Below are 18,255 nucleotides of genomic sequence, written 5' to 3'. Positions count from 1 at the left end.
CATTGGAGAATTATAGAAACCTATTGCCAGACCGTTGGCAACCTTCCACAAAAGACTAACAAAACTGGGCAAGCCTCCTCTCTTGATCAGTTTTTTTGTGGCAATACGTGAATACCGATACGCTTACGTTTTATACGAAATAAACAAGAATAAAGCAAATTCGGCGCAATTATCTTGCTCACTTTTATAAATAATTATAATTCCACTCCTTATTATATATCGTCATGCAATACTTTTCCTGACTTCATCACATCTTTGGTTGGATGAAGTGTCATCATTGATTATCAGTTAGTTATAAGCTTATTTCTGCAATTGATGGTAACGCAATTACGAATTATGGAATGATATCCCTCCTTAACAGCCCGGCAGACAGTCAATGTCTTTGTCCTGACTCATATTGCCTTGCCATCTCCAGATGATAAAGGAAAAAGAAAATCATGTACAGGCTTACGCTCCATGAGGAGCTCTGAGTCTCAACCAGGGGGATAGCCTTACGAGCAAGCTCGACGGCTATCCCCCTGGTTGAGACTCACCCCTTTCGGGGTCATAGCCTGTACATGAAGAAAATTGCCAAGGCATAAAATTGCGCATAAGCGCATAAAATAAATTGCGCCAAGGCGCATAAAATATGATGCCACCCAACAGAACACAAGCAGCATAGCAGCCTTTCAAGACGCTATGGACTATCTTTCGGCCGCAGGATTTTATGCCCAAGGGGCAATTTTACGCGATAGCGATTTTCGTCACGGGCAGGCTTTGTCCCCCGCAGGGGGTGGTGCTGAGGTGATGGGGGCAGCCGACGAGCTTGCTCGTAAGGCTGTCCCCATCACCTCAGCACCATAGCTCCATGGGGAGCTAAAGTCTGTACGTGACTATTTTCCAAAAACTTATTCTCGATTCAGGGTGACGCATTGACGAAGTCAGGAGTACTAAGCCTGTGCGTAATCCCTTCATAGGTTTTTCGCAAATATAGTGGTTTTATACGAAATAAACAAGAATAAAGCAAATTCGGCGCAATTATCTTGCTCACTTTTATAAATAATTATAATTCCACTCCTTATTATATATCGTCATGCAATACTTTTCGTATCTTTGCATAATATTTGAGGAGGAAAGACTCCTCGGTTAAGAGACGATTTATAGAGAAAGTGATGAACGAGACAACAGAAAGAAAGAACCCTTTCATGGAGCCCTACAACACGCCCCATGACACGATACCCTTCGACAAAATACGCTTTGAGGACTTCGAGCCCGCCTTTATGGAGGGCATTCGACGCGACGACGAGGATATTGAGACGATGCTCAACAATCCTGAGGAGCCGACCTTTGACAATACCATTGCTTACCACAACGACAGCAAAGGACCGCACTACTACGATCTCCTCGACCGTGTGTCTACTGTGTTCTCCTGTCTGATGAGTGCTGAGACCGACGAACGCATGGAGGCACTGGCACAGAAACTCGCACCGATCCTCAGCAAGCACGAAAACGATTTTCTGCTCAACCCGAAGGCTTTCGCACGCGTCAAGGCGGTCTATGACCATCACCGGGAACTCACGCCTGAAGAGCAGATGATGCTCGAGAGAACCTACGACGGCTTTGTACGTAATGGTGCCCTCCTCGACGATGCCGGCAAGCAGCATCTGCGCGAGCTCTCCGAGAAAGGATCGCTGCTCGCACTGCAGTTCTCCCAAAACCTGCTGAAGGACACCAAGGCCTTCACGCTGCTCATCACCGACAAGAAAGATCTTGCCGGACTTCCTGACACCGCTGTAGAGGCGGCCGCCAACGCCGCGAAGGAGCAAGGCAAGGAAGGATGGCTGTTCACTCTCGACTATCCCAGCTACTCTCCTTTCATGTCGCATGCCGACAACCGTGAGCTGAGACGACAGATGTATATGGCCCGCAACACCCTCTGCGCACACGGCGGTGAGGATGACAACCGCGACATCTGCCGTGCGCTCGTCAACAACCGGCGCGAGGAGGCACAGCTCTTGGGCAACGACACCTTTGCCGACTATGTGATGAAATACCGCATGGCGGGCAGCGTGAAAAATGTCTACCGTCTTTTCAACGACCTCATCGAGGCCTACAAACCGACCGCTGAGAAGGAGGTAGAGGCCATTCGTGAGGAAGCCCGAAAGCTTGAAGGCGAAGACTTCCAACTTGAGCCGTGGGACTTCTCCTATTATGCCCATAAGCTGAAAGTAGAGAAATACAATATCGATGCCGAGATGCTCCGGCCTTACTTCCAGCTCGACAAGGTCATCGACGGCGTCTTTGGACTGGCTCACCGCCTCTATGGCATCACTTTCAAGGAGAACAAGGACATCCCCGTCTATCATCCCGATGTCAAGGCCTATGAGGTCTTCGACAAGGACGGCAGCTATCTCGCCGTCTTCTACGCTGACTTCTATCCCCGAAAGGGCAAGCACGACGGTGCATGGATGACGGAGTTCCAGGGACAGTATATCAACCATAAGGGCGAGAACATCCGACCGCATGTGAGCGTGGTGATGAACTTCACCAAGCCCACGCCGGAGAAACCGGCACTGCTCACCCTGGGCGAGGTGGAGACCTTCCTCCACGAGTTCGGTCACTCGCTTCACGGCATGTTTGCCAACACACGTTTCGCCAGCCTCTCCGGCACGAATGTGTGGTGGGATTTTGTGGAGATGCCTTCGCAGTTCATGGAGAACTATGCCGTGGAAAAAGAGTTCCTGCGCACCTTCGCCTTTCACTACAAGACCGGCGAGCCGCTGCCCGACGAACTCGTCGACCGCATCGTACGCTCACGTAACTTCAATGTGGCCTACGGCTGCCTGCGCCAAGTGAGCTTCGGACTGCTCGACATGGCGTACTACACCCAGCGCGAGGCGTTCACAGCCGACATCCAAGCGTTTGAGAAAGACGCATGGAAAGACGCCATCCTCCTGCCGCAGCTCCCCGACACGTGCATGACAACGCAGTTCTCCCATATCATGGCCGGAGGATATGCCGCCGGATACTACAGCTATAAATGGGCAGAGGTGCTCGACGCCGACGCCTTCAGCGTCTTCAAGCGCAACGGCATCTTCGACCAGGCTACCGCCCAGCGCTTCCGCGACTGCATCCTCTCGAAGGGAGGAACAGAGAATCCAATGACGCTCTACAAACGCTTCCGAGGTCAGGAGCCGACGATCGACGCCCTCCTCGTGCGCGACGGCATCCAAAAAGCGTGACCTACACATTATTATATATAGTATACTTACGTAACCATCGTTATGAAAGAAGAGGAAGAGAAAGCACGCAAAGCCCAAAAGCAACATCTGCTCGACGGCCGCTATCTGCGCATGGCGCATATCTGGGCAGAGAACTCCTACTGCAAACGCCGCAAGGTGGGAGCACTCGTCGTCAAGGACAAGATGATCATCAGCGACGGATACAACGGCACACCAAGTGGTTTCGAGAATATCTGTGAGGATGACAACAACGTCACCAAACCTTATGTGCTCCACGCTGAGGCCAACGCCATCACCAAACTCGCCCGCTCGGGCAACAACAGCGACGGCTCTACACTCTATGTCACGGCATCGCCCTGCATCGAATGTGCCAAGCTGATCGTTCAGGCAGGCATCCGCCGTGTGGTCTACGGGGAGAAATACAGGCTCGATGACGGCATACGGCTGTTGCAACGTGCCGGAGTAGAGGTGGATTTCCTGGATATGAAAGAACTGGAAAAACAACACAAGGAAGAGTTATGAACATGAAATACGACAAGAAAAACCGGTTCATGCCACTGCTCATGGCCGTGAGCATGATCCTCGGCATTTTTATTGGTACCTTCTATGCCAACCATTTCTCGGGCAGCCGCCTGACGGTGGTCAACAACGGCAGCAACAAACTCAATAACCTGTTGCGTATCATCGATGACCAATACGTCGACGAGGTGAACATCGACTCGCTCGTGGAGAAGGCCATGCCGCTCATCCTTGGCGAGCTCGACCCGCACTCTGTGTATATCAGTGCCAAAGACGTACAGCAATCTCAGGACGATCTCAAAGGCTCGTTCTCCGGAGTAGGTATCGAGTTCACCATCCGTCAGGACACCATCCACGTCGAGAACGTCATCAAAAACGGTCCTGCTGAGAAAGCCGGCATCATCGCCGGCGACAAAATCGTGATGGTTGACGGTAAGAAGTTTGTAGGCAAGAAGGTCACACAAGAGGAGGCCATGCACCGTCTCAAGGGTCCGCAGGGCTCCAAGGTACGTGTCGGCGTGCTGCGCTTCGGCCATCCCAAGGTGCTCTCCTTTGACATCACGCGTGCCGAGATTCCTACCAAGACGATCACCGCCGCCTATATGCTCGACGACAACACAGGCTATATCAAGATCAAGAACTTCGGCGAGAAGACCTATCCTGAGTTGCTCATCGCCCTGGCCAACCTGCAACAGCAGGGCTTCCAAAACCTCGTCATCGACCTGCGCGACAATCCCGGCGGTTATCTGCAAAGTGCTGTTCAGGTAGCCAACGAGTTCCTGCCCGCCAAGAAGCTCATCGTCTATACCGAGGGACGCAAGTCGCCGCGACAGGACTACAGCTCTGACGGACACGGCGCTTACCAGAACATCCCGCTCGTCGTGCTCATCAACGAGGGCTCTGCCTCGGCCGCTGAGATCTTCGCCGGTGCTATGCAGGACAACGACCGTGCCACGATCATAGGTCGACGCTCCTTCGGCAAAGGCCTCGTACAGCAACAGATCCCATTCCCCGACGGCTCGATGATCCGACTGACCATCGCACGCTACTACACACCGTCGGGCCGCTGTATCCAGAAACCTTACGTCGACGGTGATGAGGAGGCCTATGCTCAGGACATCATCGAGCGCTACCAGCACGGTGAGTTCTTCTCGCAGGACAGCATCAAGCACACGGGACCGGCTTATCACACGAGTATCGGACGCGTCGTCTACGGTGGTGGCGGCATCACACCTGACATCTTCGTGCCCGAAGACACTACGTATGTCACCTCTTATTATAAGCAGGCCATCATGAGCGGACTCATCCTGCAGTTCGCCTTCACCTACACCGACAACAACCGGCAGAAGATGAAGATGTTCAAGCAAATGCTCGACCTCTCGAAATATCTCAATGAGCAGAACACTGTAGACCAGTTTGCTGACTATGCCGACAAGCACGGCCTACAGCGCCGCAACCTGCTCATCAAGAAGAGCCACTCGCTCCTGGAGCAGTTCATCAACGGTCGCATCATCTACAACATGCTCGACGAGCAGGCTCTCTACGAGTATCTCAACCAGGATGACCCCGTCATCACGCGTGCACTGATGTTGTTTAAGCAGAATGCCGCCTTCCCCAAATTGCCAGCACCAACCAAGGGAAAGACTTCAAGGGGAAAGACGGCCATGGGGTCACGGCCTGCTTTCCACGGCAACATGTACAATACAGTTGCATTCATGCCTCCTTTCAGACTTAACAGTTGAGGAGATGTGCGCATTCCGTTATACTCTGATGCGAGTGCTGATGGCTTTTCTACTGTCAGCACTCGCTTCGATGTCTATGCACGCTGCCAACCAACGCGACCTGCAGCGACTTGACGAGACCCTGGACCAACGCGATAGCTATACTCAACGTAAGCTCCAGCACATTGACTATCTCAAAGCTCAACTTAAAGCTCAGCCTGACAGTGAACAACAACTCCGGCTCTATGACCAGCTCTTCGACGAATATTACGTATTCAAATTCGACTCTGCACGATATTATGTAGATATTGCCCTCACGCTCTCACGAAAGCTCCATAAAGACTATTACACCAAACTCAATCTCCTGCGGCAGGCACGGCTCTATGCCATAGGTGGCCTCTATAGTGAAGCTATCGAGGTGCTTGACAATATCAACATAGAAGGTTCGAGAAAAGATCTCAAACTACAATATTATCTTACCTACTTCATTCTTTACTCCAACTGGGCAAATTATTGCAGCGATGACCGGTTCTCTCCTATCTATGCTGCACGGGCCAGAGATTTTCTCAAGCAAGCAATGCCTTTTCTGGAACCGTCGATGCCCTTTTGGGATTATTATCATGGTGAATACTATATCTACGTAGAGCGCAACGACAAAAAAGCCCTCTATTACTATTTCCGTACCATCCGGAGACTCTCTAAACACTCCCGGTACTATGCGATGGCGTCTTTTGCTATTGCCAATAACTACAGTGCCCATGGTGACCAGGAAAGATATGAGCAATACCTTATAGAGGCTGCTATCAGCGATGCCATCTGCTGTACGCGTGAGAACTTGGCACTTCAGGATTTGGCTACATATCTCTTCCGGGAGGACAATAACAACATTGAAAGGGCAGACAGATATATCAACATTGCCATGGAGGATGCCAAATTCTTCAACGCGCGACTGCGTATCTTGGAAATCTCACAGAAAATGCCGACCATTGTGGCGTCCTATGAACAGCAGATGATGAAACGTAATAATACTCTGAAGTGGGCTATTATCGTCATCTCGCTTTTGGTCTTTGGCTCGCTGATGGCTATCCTTTACATCTTCCGGCAGAACAAGTTGCTCACCAACCGTCGTCATCAGCTTTCGCAAAGCAACTCTAAACTTACAGAACTTAATTTCAAACTTACTGAACTCAACTCCAGACTTGCCAAAGCAAACACGATGCTTGTGGATACCAACCGCAAACGGGAACGACTGGCAAAATTATATATAGACCTTTGCGCTAAGTTTATTGATCGGCTCGCTCATTATCAAACTTTTGTGCAGCGCAAGATCAAGGCCAACCAAGTCAGCGAACTGCTGAGCAAAATCTCTTCCTCGAGACTATCAGAGGAAGAGGCAGAAGTGTTCCGCAACCGGTTCGACAAAGCTTTTCTTGATCTTTACCCAACGTTCACGTCGGAGCTCAACGCTTTACTGGAGCCTGAACACCGCATCGCCAATTCCGACAACCATTCAATGACATCTGAACAGCGTATTTATGCGCTTATCCGACTCGGCGTAAAAGAAAGCAGCGAGATCGCTTCCGTACTCTTTTATTCCCCACAAACCATCTACAACTACCGCTCACGAGTGAAAAACTGGGCTGTCAATAAGGAAACTTTCGAAGAAGATATTATGAAGATCGGAACGATTATCCAGTAATGGATAATCGTTCAACGTTGGTCTATTAGTGTGATCTTATATATTTAATATTCTACCTTATCCATTCAGACTTATAAAACTATCCTCCTAATTTATAGCATGTTATAGCTATTAACATTTAGAATTAATCTACCTTTCCCCTACTCTTCAATACATCGTACCCTTATAAAAACTAACTTTGCAACTGTTACAACCAAAGATCATTATTCATAAAAACCTATTTCTTATTATGCACAAAATGAGAATTCACAGAAGAGTAGTGCTTGGCTTGTTCTCCGCTATGTTGTCTCTTGACATCTCAGCCCAGAACATACAAGTGCATGGAGTCGTCAAGGACACCAACGGTGAGACCATCATTGGAGCCAGCGTAGTTCAAAAGGGTACGAAAAATGCCACTGTAACGGATCTCAATGGCGCGTTTACCCTTTCGGTACCTGCCAACAGTACACTGTCATTTACTTATATGGGGTACAAAGAAAAGGATGTACCTTTGAATGGCAAGAACAATGTGGATATCGTACTTGCGGAGGACAACCAGCAACTTAGCGAAGTTGTAGTTGTGGGTTATGGTACTATGCGCAAGCGCGACCTTACCGGCGCTGTCGGTTCGTTGGCCAACAAAGACCTAAAAGACCAGCCCGTAGCCAATCTTGGGCAGGCTCTTCAGGGTAAAGTGTCAGGTCTGCAAGTCATTGATGCCGGTAAGCCAGGCGATAACGTGTCCATTAAAATCCGTGGTTTGGGTTCTATTAACAACTGCGACCCGCTCGTTGTCATTGATGGCGTCCCCACTGATTTAGGTCTTAACAACCTTAACATGGCAGACGTAGAGCGTATCGATGTTCTCAAAGATGCTTCCGCTACGGCCATCTACGGTTCACGCGGTGCCAACGGCGTCATTCTTATTACTACGATGAAGGGTAAAGACGGTCGCGGACACCTGATACTGAACATGAATCTCTCTGCCCAAAACGCCACAAAGAAGCCTCATCTGCTCAACGCTTCAGAATATGCAGCTCTCAGCAATGATATGATGATCAACTCTGGCAATGCGGCAAATCCTCTATGGACAGACCCTACAACACTCGGCCAGGGAACCAACTGGGTTGATGAGATGTTCCGTACAGGATATCTCCAAAATTATACGCTTAGCTACACAGGAGGTTCTGACAAGATCAACTACTATGTTTCCGGAGGATTCCAAAAACAGACCGGAACAGTGCGCAGCGTTAGCTACCGGCGCTATACTTTCCAAGACAATTTAGATGCCCAGGTACTCGATTGGTTAAAGGTAAGCACTAATCTCTCGATGAGTGCAGATCTGAAAGAGCAAGGAAGCTACGATCTCGGATCCACTTATCGTGCCCTTCCCGTATTGCCTGTCAAAGACGACGACGGCAATTGGTCTGGGCCGGAAGGCAACTCGCTGTGGTATGGTTCTACACGCAACCCTGTAGGTCCCACAGAGACTGACTCACAAAAGACGAAAGGATATAATCTGTTGGGCAACATCTCTGGTGAAGCCACACTGACCTCGTGGCTGAAGTTCAAAACAACTTTTGGACTCGATGCTAAATTCTGGGACTATGACAACTTCACGCCTGCTTACAAGTGGAAGCCTACACCCGTTGATCAGGCTTCCCGCTATCAGGGCAACAACAAGTCGTTTACATACCTGTGGGATAACTATTTCACCTTCGATCATACTTTTGGAGGAGCACACCATTTAAACGTTATGGCCGGCACGTCAGCTCAATGGAACAACTATAACTATCTCAATGCACAAAAGAACATTTTCACTTTTGAGAATGTGCACGAGATGGATAACGGTCAGAAAATGGAGTCAATGGGAGGTAACACTACAGAATGGTCCTTGTTCTCCTATATGGCGCGTGTCAACTATGACTACATGAACCGCTACTTAGTTACAGCTACCATACGCCGGGACGGTTCAAGTCGCTTTGGCCGCAGCCACCGCTGGGGTACTTTCCCCTCTGTATCTCTGGCTTGGCGCCTGACAGAAGAAAAATGGTACAAGCCCAACCGTATTCTTTCTGATCTTAAGATACGTGCCGGTTACGGCCAGACGGGTAGCCAGGCCAGCGTGGGCAACTATGGCTATTTAGCTACATACAATACCAGTGTATATCCATTAGGCACAGACGGCACTGAACAAACAGCACTCATCTCCACCACATTGTCCAATCCAGACATTCATTGGGAAACCGTAGCACAGACCAACATCGGTTTCGATGCGGCCCTCTTCGACTCACGTGTTATGCTCACCGTCGATGCTTATTTGAAGAAAACTTCTGATATGCTTGTCAAAGCCTCCATACCTATTACTTCTGGCTTTGAAGACACCAGCACGACATACACCAATGCCGGCAAGGTGACGAACAAGGGTATCGAGGTCTCTCTCCATACGATCAACTTCAAGGAGAGTCAGGCTCATCCGGGATGGGAGACCTCTCTCTCCTATACCTACAACCGCAATAAGATCGACGATCTCAACAGCAGCGTACCCTACTACATCAACCAGATCAACAACTCGTATGTCACCATGTTGGCGAAAGACTATCCCATCAACGTGTTCTACGGTTATGTCACAGACGGAATCTTCCAGAACCAGGAAGAGGTAAAGGAGCATGCCGTGCAGACCGGTGCGGAACCCGGCGACATACGCTTCCGTGACCTCAACAACGACGGAGTCATCAACGAAAAGGATCGCACTGTCATCGGCAATCCTAATCCGGCACACCTCTTCTCTATGAACAATATAGTTTCCTGGAAAGGATTGGAGTTGAGCGTGTATCTTCAAGGTGTGGCCGGCAATAAGATTTTCAATGCCAACAACATCGACCTCACGGGAATGTCCGCAGCCTACAACCAGCTCACCGATGTACTCGGACGCTGGCACGGTGAAGGTACCAGCACCTCTATACCCCGCGCTGTCTATGGAGACCCCAACGGCAACAATCGTGTTTCCGACCGCTATGTAGAGAGTGGCTCTTACTTGCGCTTGAAAAACATTTCTCTTTCCTACAACCTGCCTGCCACATGGCTTCGTGCGCTGTCTCTGTCTTCAGCACGCCTCGTCTTCTCCTGCGAGAATGTTGCCACCATCACAGGTTACTCTGGCTTCGACCCGGAGGTGGGTGTCAATGGCATAGACCTTAGCAATTATCCCATCTCACGTACTTTCAACTTTGGTATCAACCTCAATTTCTGATTGCTGCTATGAACAAAATATATCATTATTGTGCCGTCGCCCTGACTTCACTTGCTTTAGTTTCCTGTGGCGACGACTTTCTCGACAAAACCCCCAAGAACACTGTTGACCCCGAAGTAGACGTTACGGACTCGGTAGCAGTGGCTATGGCAAACGGCTGCTATCGCACCTTGCAATCATCAAACATGTACAACCAGCGCCTATGGACCCTCGACATTGTTGCTGGCAACAGCATAGTAGGTGCCGGCGGCGGTACAGACGGTTTGGAGACTGTGCAAGCCGCAAACTTCACTACCCAGAGTGACAACGGCATGGCTTTGTATATGTGGCGCTCCCCATGGGTAGGCATTGGACAATGCAACATTCTCATCAATGACTTGGAAGGCAAAGCCAATGACAATATACAGAAGCGCTCACTTGGTGAGGCGTACTTCCTCCGCGCACATTATTATTATATATTGGTACGTCTCTATGGTGGTGTGCCCCTTCGCCTGAAACCTTTCACGCCTGGTGAGTCGACAGCGATCGCCCGCGCTTCCAAAGAAGAGGTGTATAGTCAGATTGCTTCTGATTGTCTCAAAGCCATCGACCTGTTGCCTGCAAAAAAAGAGTATGGCAGTCAAGATTTGGGCCGTGCTACAAAAGATGCTGCACTGACGATGATGGCCGACATGTATCTCACTCTTGCACCTGACAACAAAGCCGACTACCAGCATGTTGTCAATCTTTGTGACTCAGTCACTGCTTTAGGTTATGATCTGAGCAAGTGCAAATTTGAAGACAACTTTGATGCTACTGTCAACAATGGTCCGGAATCGATTTTCGAAGTACAATACAGTGGTGATACCAACTATGACTTCTGGGGCAACAATCCTCAGTCGAGCTGGCTTTCGGCCTTCATGGGGCCACGTAACTCAGATTTCGTTGCCGGTGGATGGGGCTGGAACCAGCCTACCCAAGAATTCATGGATCAATGGGAGCCGGGCGACAAGCGCAAGGATCTGACGGTGTTCTACCAAGGCTGTCCTGATTATGACGGGCATGCTTACAAGAGTTCTTATTCGACGACAGGATATAACGTCCGAAAGTTTCTTGTTTCCAAGAGCATCTCGCCCGAATACAACACCTCACCAGCCAATTTCGTAGTCTATCGTTATGCCGACATTCTGTTGATGAAAGCAGAAGCACTCAACGAAATGGGACAGACCAGCGCGGCAGAGGTTCCGCTTAACATCGTACGCAAACGCGCTGGTTTGGATGCGGTGACGGGGCTTACTCAGGATGAGATGCGTGAGAAAATCATCCACGAGCGGCGTATGGAGTTTGCATTCGAGGGACATCGGTGGTTCGATATGATTCGGATTGACCACGGCAACTATGCCATCAAGTTCCTTAAGTCCATCGGCAAAACCAATATCAGCAAGGACCGGCTGCTATTCCCCATCCCTCAAACAGAGCGAGACGCCAACCCTCTCATCACACAGAACCCTGGCTATTAAGCCATACTTTGTTTTCTAATCAATAATATGCTAAGTAGTATGAATAAGACATATCTATTTTCACTTTTGGTTTTGCTGTTCTGCGGACTGTCTTTCACAGCTTGCAACGACCAAGACTACCAAGAAAACAACCTTGGCATGGACCCACTGACACTCACTGCTGAGCAAAGCACTGATGTCTTACAGGAGATCAACCATGCTGCCAACGCACTTACTCTCAACTGGACAACGGGTAACAACGGTGGCACAGGAAACCGCATCTACTATACTCTGCAACTGGCTAAGGCCGGCACACATTTCGCCGAGCCTTATGCCGCCCTTAGCCAAGAGGGGCAGACCTATTCGTGGAGTGTGAGCCAGGAAAGCCTCAATGCCCTCGTTCTTGACCAGTTCGGTGGTGTTCCGGGGCAGAAATGCGACATCGAAGCACGTGTCTTGACCCAGACACCGGGATGGGAGAAGACACTTTCCGATTCTCTCTCTTTCTCTGTGACACCTTATCAGCCGGTAACCACGACGCTCTATCTCATCGGCGATGCTACGCCCAATGGCTGGAACGCAGACAATGCTACGGCCATGGAGCGTGTTGACAATGGCATATTTGAATGGGAAGGTAATCTGAAAACAGGCGCTCTGAAATTCATCACCACAAAAGGTCAATTCCTTCCCTCTTACAACAAAGGCACAGATGGCCAGGCCGTACTACGCACCAGCGACAGTGAACCCGATGAGCAATGGCAGATAGAAGAGGACCATTATTATAAGGTGGAGGCCAATCTGCTTACGGGTGATGTTACATTCACCCAAGCCGAAGGCAACCGTCCGGCTTTCGATCATCTCTACTTTGTGGGAAACATGACCGATTGGAACTTTGAGACGATGACACCAGATGCCCTCGACCCTTTCCTCTTCCGCATCGGCAGAGTGTTTGACAAAGGCGGTGAGTTCAAGTTCGGAACGGCGAAAGGCAGCTGGGAGAATATGTACAAGGCGACGGTAGACAATGCTCCTTACACCGATACACGCATGCAGCTTGTCAGCGGCTATGACCCGGACCATAAATGGTTCTTGAAAGACGAGGAGACGGGAAAGGCATATAAAATATGTGTGGACATTCGTAAAGGACAAGAGAGAATGCTGATGAAAGCGTTCACGCCTTATTCCACCATCTGGATGGTAGGCGACGCTACGCCGGCAGGTTGGTCAATTGATAATGCCACAGCCCTGCAGGCCACTGATAATCCTTACATCTTCACATGGACCGGCACACTCAACGCCGGTGAGTTGAAGTTCACTTGTGACAAACGCAGCGACTGGAATGGTGCTTGGTTCCTCTGTGCTGCAGGCAACGACAAGGAGCCTACGGGACAGACCGAAAAGATGCTCTTCATCGACAAAAGCGATGAGGAACTTAAGAACCAGTACCTCGACATCAATGTGGGTGACGTAGATCAGAAGTGGAAGATCTCACAGTCGGGTACCTATACCATCACGCTTAACCAACTTTCCGAGACAGTCTCCATCGTCAAACAATAGACCATATTATGGATATCTCAGTACAACATAAAACTATATACATAACCATGTACTCTTTGCTTTTAGCTATACCGCTGTTGTGCGCAGCTTGCGGCAGCGAGAGCGATACTCCCGTAGCTCCATCGACAATCAGTCCGACGCAGCCACAGACAACGCTCATCTCCAACCTCAACTTGCAATTGTCCACCGACAAGGCCTGTTATGCTCCCGGTGAAGCAGTGTCCTTCACATCCGGCAGTCCGTTGCCAGACGGTGCCAAGGTGCGCTACCGACATGGTGCCACTGTCATTGAGGAACAGTCAGCCACCGGTACCAGTTGGTCATGGACGCCACCCTCCACAGACTACACGGGCTACCTCGCTGATGTATACACTACCGATGCCAGTGGCAAGCAGACTATCTACGGCACAATCGCTGTAGATGTGTCTTCCGACTGGGCACGCTATCCGCGCTATGGCTTCGTGGGCACCTACGACGATACCAAAACCTCTGAAACCATCAGCCAGGAAACAGCATTGCTCAACCGTTGCCACATCAACGGTCTGCAGTTCTATGACTGGCAGAATAAACACCACGAACCCGTAGTGCTCCGCGACGGCAAAGTGGAGGACAGCTATGCCGACATTGCCAATCGCAAGATCAACACCAGTGTCGTCAAAGCGTATATCAGCCAAGCTCATGCCCACGGCATGAAGGCCATGTTCTATGATCTGTGCTATGGCGCGCTTGACGATGCAGCTCAAGATGGTGTCAGTCCCAAATGGTACATGTATAAGGATGAGAACCACAACACTGTCGAAGCGCTCGGCCTGCCATCAGGATGGAAAAGCGACATCAAGCTCGTCAATCCCGGCAACACTGCCTGGCAAGACTATTTCTCCCAGAAGGTCAGCGACGTTTATAAAACGTTTGACTTCGACGGCTTCCATATCGACCAGGTGGGAAAACGTGATCCGGAATACGACTACTATGGCAGTAAGATCAATGTCCCTCAGGGATTTGCCTCGTTTATTGCCAAGATGAAAAAATCCAATCCTGAGAAGAGACTGGTGATGAATGCTGTGAGCAACTATGGTGCCCAGCAGATGGCTGCCACTGGTGACTTAGACTTCCTTTACAGTGAATTATGGGGGAGCGAGGATCAGTTTGCCGACCTGTTCTCCATCATGCGCAGCAACCAAAGCGAAGCCAACACGGATCCGGCCGCTCCGGCAATGGCGCAGGTTTTCGCTGCCTATATGAACTATAATAAGGAGTCTGGAACCTTCAACACGCCGGGGGTGCTGCTCACAGACGCTGTGATGTTTGCCATCGGTGCCAGTCATCTGGAGCTGGGCGACCACATGCTCCATAAAGAGTATTTCCCCAATGACGACCTGAAAATGGACAACGATTTGGAGAAGGCCATCGTGCACTACTACGATTTCTTCACGGCATACGAGAATCTGCTGAGAGACCGGGGGACAGACCTCTCCATTCCAGTAGAAACAAATAGCAGCGAGGTGACCGTCAACTCGTGGCCACCCAAATTGCAGACGGTAACCACAGTATGCCGGGAGGTAAACGGGAAGAAGGTCATCAGCCTGCTCAACTTCTCCCAGGCCAATTCTCTGAGTTGGCGCGACATGGATGGTACACAGCCTGAGCCAAAACTTCTGTCCGACATTCCTTTGACGGTGAAGGCCAAAGGGGTGAAGAATGTATGGGTGGCCTCCCCCGACTCTTTCGGCGGTGCTGTCCAGGAGTTGCAGTTTCAGCAACAGGGTGACTATGTGACTTTCACCCTGCCCTCACTGAAATACTGGACCATGGTGGTGATAGAGTGAACAGCTTCTCCTCCTGGCCCTCTCTGGCAAGGAGGAGAGGAATCATAAACAGACAAAAACTTGTTGAACAAAACAGAAATGAACTATAGCAAAATATTATTCGCATTGGCCATCGCCCTGATGCTGCCAACATGCGGACTTGAAGCCCAGACGGTTACGTCACCCAACGGCAACGTAGCGGTAAGATTTTCTCTCTCGCAAGATGGTGTGCCCACATACGAGATGACCTATAAGAAGCGTGAGGTGATCCGTCCTTCTCATCTTGGATTGGAACTCGCCAAGGACAAGCACGCCAGTAAGGGACTGGAGGAGACCAGTCTCATGGATGGTTTCACAGAGGAAGATTGCAAGAGATCAACATTCGACGAGACGTGGAAACCCGTATGGGGAGAAACGTCGACGATCCGCAATCACTACAACGAGATGGCTGTGAACCTTTATCAGAAGGCTGCCAACAGACACATCACCATCCGATTCCGTGTCTACGACTACGGCATGGGACTGCGCTATGAATTCCCACAGCAGGCGGATCTCAACTATTTCATCATTAAGGAAGAGCACACGCAGTTTGCCATGACGGGCGACCACACAGCCTACTGGATCCCGGGTGACTACGACACACAAGAATATGAGACACAGATCACCCCACTCTCCGGTATTCGCCAACGCATGAAGACTGCTGTCGACGGTAATGCATCTCAAACAGTGTTCTCTCCGACTGGTGTGCAAACCTCGCTACAGATGAAGACACACGACGGGCTGTATATCAACATTCACGAGGCTGCCTGCGTGAACTATCCTACCATGCACCTCAACCTCGATGACAAGAATATGGTCTTTGAGAGCTGGCTTACGCCTGATGCCACCGGCATGAAAGGCTATATGCAGACACCGTGTCAGTCTCCTTGGCGCACGGTGCTTGTCAGCGACGATGCCCGTGACATGCTCGCCTGCAAGCTCACGCTCAATCTCAACGAACCTTGCAAGATCGAGGATACTTCGTGGATCCACCCTGTGAAATACTGCGGTGTGTGGTGGGAAATGATCGCCGGCAACAACACTTGGAACTATACCGACGACCTACCTTCGGTAAAGCTCGGTGAAACCGACTATACAAAAGTGAAGCCCAACGGCCGTCATGGTGCCAACAACGCTGAGGTAAGAAAGTACATAGACTTTGCTGCCAAGAACCATCTCGACGAAGTGCTCGTTGAAGGATGGGACGAAGGATGGGAGGACTGGTACGGACACAGCAAGGACTATGTCTTTGACTTTGTCACGCCTTACCCCGACTTCGATATCAAAGCTCTCAATGACTATGCCCATTCCAAGGGTGTCAAACTGATGATGCATCATGAGACGTCGGCTTCTACACAAAACTACGAGAGACATCTCGGGGCTGCATACGACTTGATGAACAAGTATGGCTATGACGCCGTCAAGAGTGGATATGTCGGCGACATCATCCCACGTGGTGAGCACCACTATAGCCAGACGATCAACAACCACTATCTCTATTGTGTCACCGAGGCAGCCAAGCACCATATCATGGTCAATGCCCATGAAGCCGTTCGTCCTACCGGCCTTTGCCGTACGTGGCCGAATCTGGTGGGCAACGAGAGCGCGCGTGGCACGGAATATGAGTCTTTCTCTGGCAATGAGCCCTACCATACGGTCATTCTTCCCTTTACGCGCCTGCAAGGTGGTCCTATGGACTACACCCCCGGCATCCTTGAGACCCAGATCGGTACCTGGAATCCCAACAAGAAGGACATGTATGTCCACACCACACTCGTTGGACAACTTGCTCTCTACATGGTTATGTACAGTCCACTGGCCATGGCTGCTGATCTGCCGGAAAACTATGCCAAGTACGACGATGCCTTCCAGTTTATCAGAGACGTGCCTCTTGACTGGGACGATACGAAATATCTCGAGGCCGAACCCGCTAAATACATCACTGTGGCGCGCAAGGCCAAGAAGACCGGTGACTGGTATCTCGGGGGCAAGTGTGATGCCGACGGACATCAGTGCAGCGTGAAACTCGACTTCCTCGACAAGCATGCTGTCTACGACTGTACGATCTATGCCGATGCAAAGAATGCTGACTATAAGACCAATCCCAAGGCTTATGTTATCACGCACCGCAAGGTACGGCGTGGCGATGTCTTGAAATTTACCGAAGCACCGGGCGGTGGATTCGCCGTGTCTATGAAACGACTATGACATAATCGTTTAGATACATTCCGTAGGAATGACGACTCTGCTTCTCCCAAGCAGCCGAGCCGCCTACCTCAATTACTTTGCGGAATGTTGGAGCCTCTGTGTTCGCGAGAATACAGAGGCTTTTTCGTGTCGTAACTATTCAGTGAATTCCTTTTCCTGCTTTCGTCATTGGGACACCCAAGTTCCAAGATTGGTGACTATATAGGCCCACTCATATGTTTTGCGGGGTTAGGGCTACGGTAGATGACACTAACATCATTTTTATGGTTTTGCCCTGTTAACGGTGCGGTGGGGCCGTAGGGGCGGGGTTCATCCCCGCCCTAACCCCGAAAAAGATATAAAAAACGACGCACTGGATATTTTCCGTGGAATCATAGTGAGAGGAAATTTAAATCTTTATGCTGCCATTATCGCTTTGGCATTTTCAAACGGAAAAGAGAAAAGAAAATCATGGTCATGCTTATGCTCCCCAAGGAGCAATGGGTCTAAAGCTATGGGGTAGTCTTGCGAGCAAGCTCGCCGCCTACCCCATAGCTTTAGCCCCACACCTTTGGTGTCAAGCCTGACCATGACGAAAATCGCTAACACGTAAAATTGCCCCTTGGGCATAAAATCCTGCGGCCGAAAGATAGTCCATAGCGTCTTGAATGTCTGCTATGCTGCTTGTGTTCTGTTGGGCGGCACAATATTTTATGCGCCTTGGCGCAATTTATTTTATGCGCTTATGCGCAATTTTATGCCAAGGCAATTTTCGTCATAGGCTGGCTTTTACCCCG

General features: G+C 50.1%; 9 protein-coding genes. All 9 read left to right on the top strand.

Annotated elements, in window-relative coordinates; genetic code table 11:
• Positions 1 to 1,151 precede the first annotated feature (1,151 nt).
• The 9 genes from FYJ73_RS14480 (at position 1,152) to FYJ73_RS14440 (ending at position 17,479) form a co-directional block, all read left to right on the top strand.
• Positions 1,152 to 3,221, top strand: a complete 2,070-nt coding sequence (locus FYJ73_RS14480) for a M3 family metallopeptidase (RefSeq protein WP_154535453.1) — start codon at positions 1,152 to 1,154, stop codon at positions 3,219 to 3,221.
• Between the two features lie 42 nt (positions 3,222 to 3,263).
• Entirely contained in the window at positions 3,264 to 3,743 is a 480-nt protein-coding gene (locus FYJ73_RS14475; protein ID WP_154535452.1) for a deoxycytidylate deaminase, read from the top strand.
• 2 nt (positions 3,744 to 3,745) lie between these two features.
• Positions 3,746 to 5,482 carry a S41 family peptidase gene (locus FYJ73_RS14470; protein WP_154535455.1) on the top strand — a complete coding sequence of 579 codons (1,737 nt, stop codon included), beginning with the start codon at positions 3,746 to 3,748 and terminating at the stop codon, positions 5,480 to 5,482.
• Positions 5,483 to 5,486: 4 nt separating this feature from the next.
• Complete coding sequence (locus FYJ73_RS14465) at positions 5,487 to 7,160, top strand: DUF6377 domain-containing protein (RefSeq protein WP_235899399.1); 1,674 nt, start codon at positions 5,487 to 5,489, stop codon at positions 7,158 to 7,160.
• Positions 7,161 to 7,389: 229 nt separating this feature from the next.
• Entirely contained in the window at positions 7,390 to 10,392 is a 3,003-nt protein-coding gene (locus FYJ73_RS14460) for a SusC/RagA family TonB-linked outer membrane protein (protein ID WP_154535451.1), read from the top strand.
• Positions 10,393 to 10,400: 8 nt separating this feature from the next.
• Positions 10,401 to 11,891, top strand: a complete 1,491-nt coding sequence (locus FYJ73_RS14455; RefSeq protein ID WP_154535450.1) for a RagB/SusD family nutrient uptake outer membrane protein — start codon at positions 10,401 to 10,403, stop codon at positions 11,889 to 11,891.
• Between the two features lie 39 nt (positions 11,892 to 11,930).
• Complete coding sequence (locus tag FYJ73_RS14450; RefSeq protein ID WP_154535449.1) at positions 11,931 to 13,427, top strand: SusE domain-containing protein; 1,497 nt, start codon at positions 11,931 to 11,933, stop codon at positions 13,425 to 13,427.
• 47 nt (positions 13,428 to 13,474) lie between these two features.
• Positions 13,475 to 15,253 carry an endo-dextranase gene (locus FYJ73_RS14445; protein WP_235899398.1) on the top strand — a complete coding sequence of 593 codons (1,779 nt, stop codon included), beginning with the start codon at positions 13,475 to 13,477 and terminating at the stop codon, positions 15,251 to 15,253.
• A gap of 120 nt (positions 15,254 to 15,373) precedes the next feature.
• Entirely contained in the window at positions 15,374 to 17,479 is a 2,106-nt protein-coding gene (locus FYJ73_RS14440; protein ID WP_235899400.1) for a glycoside hydrolase family 97 protein, read from the top strand.
• The last annotated feature ends 776 nt before the right edge of the window (positions 17,480 to 18,255 follow it).

The sequence above is a fragment of the Hallella mizrahii genome (genome assembly GCF_009695775.1).
Classification (GTDB): Bacteria; Bacteroidota; Bacteroidia; order Bacteroidales; family Bacteroidaceae; genus Prevotella; species Prevotella mizrahii.
Note: the sequence above shows the minus strand (reverse complement) of the source record. Positions and strands in the feature narration are given on the sequence as shown.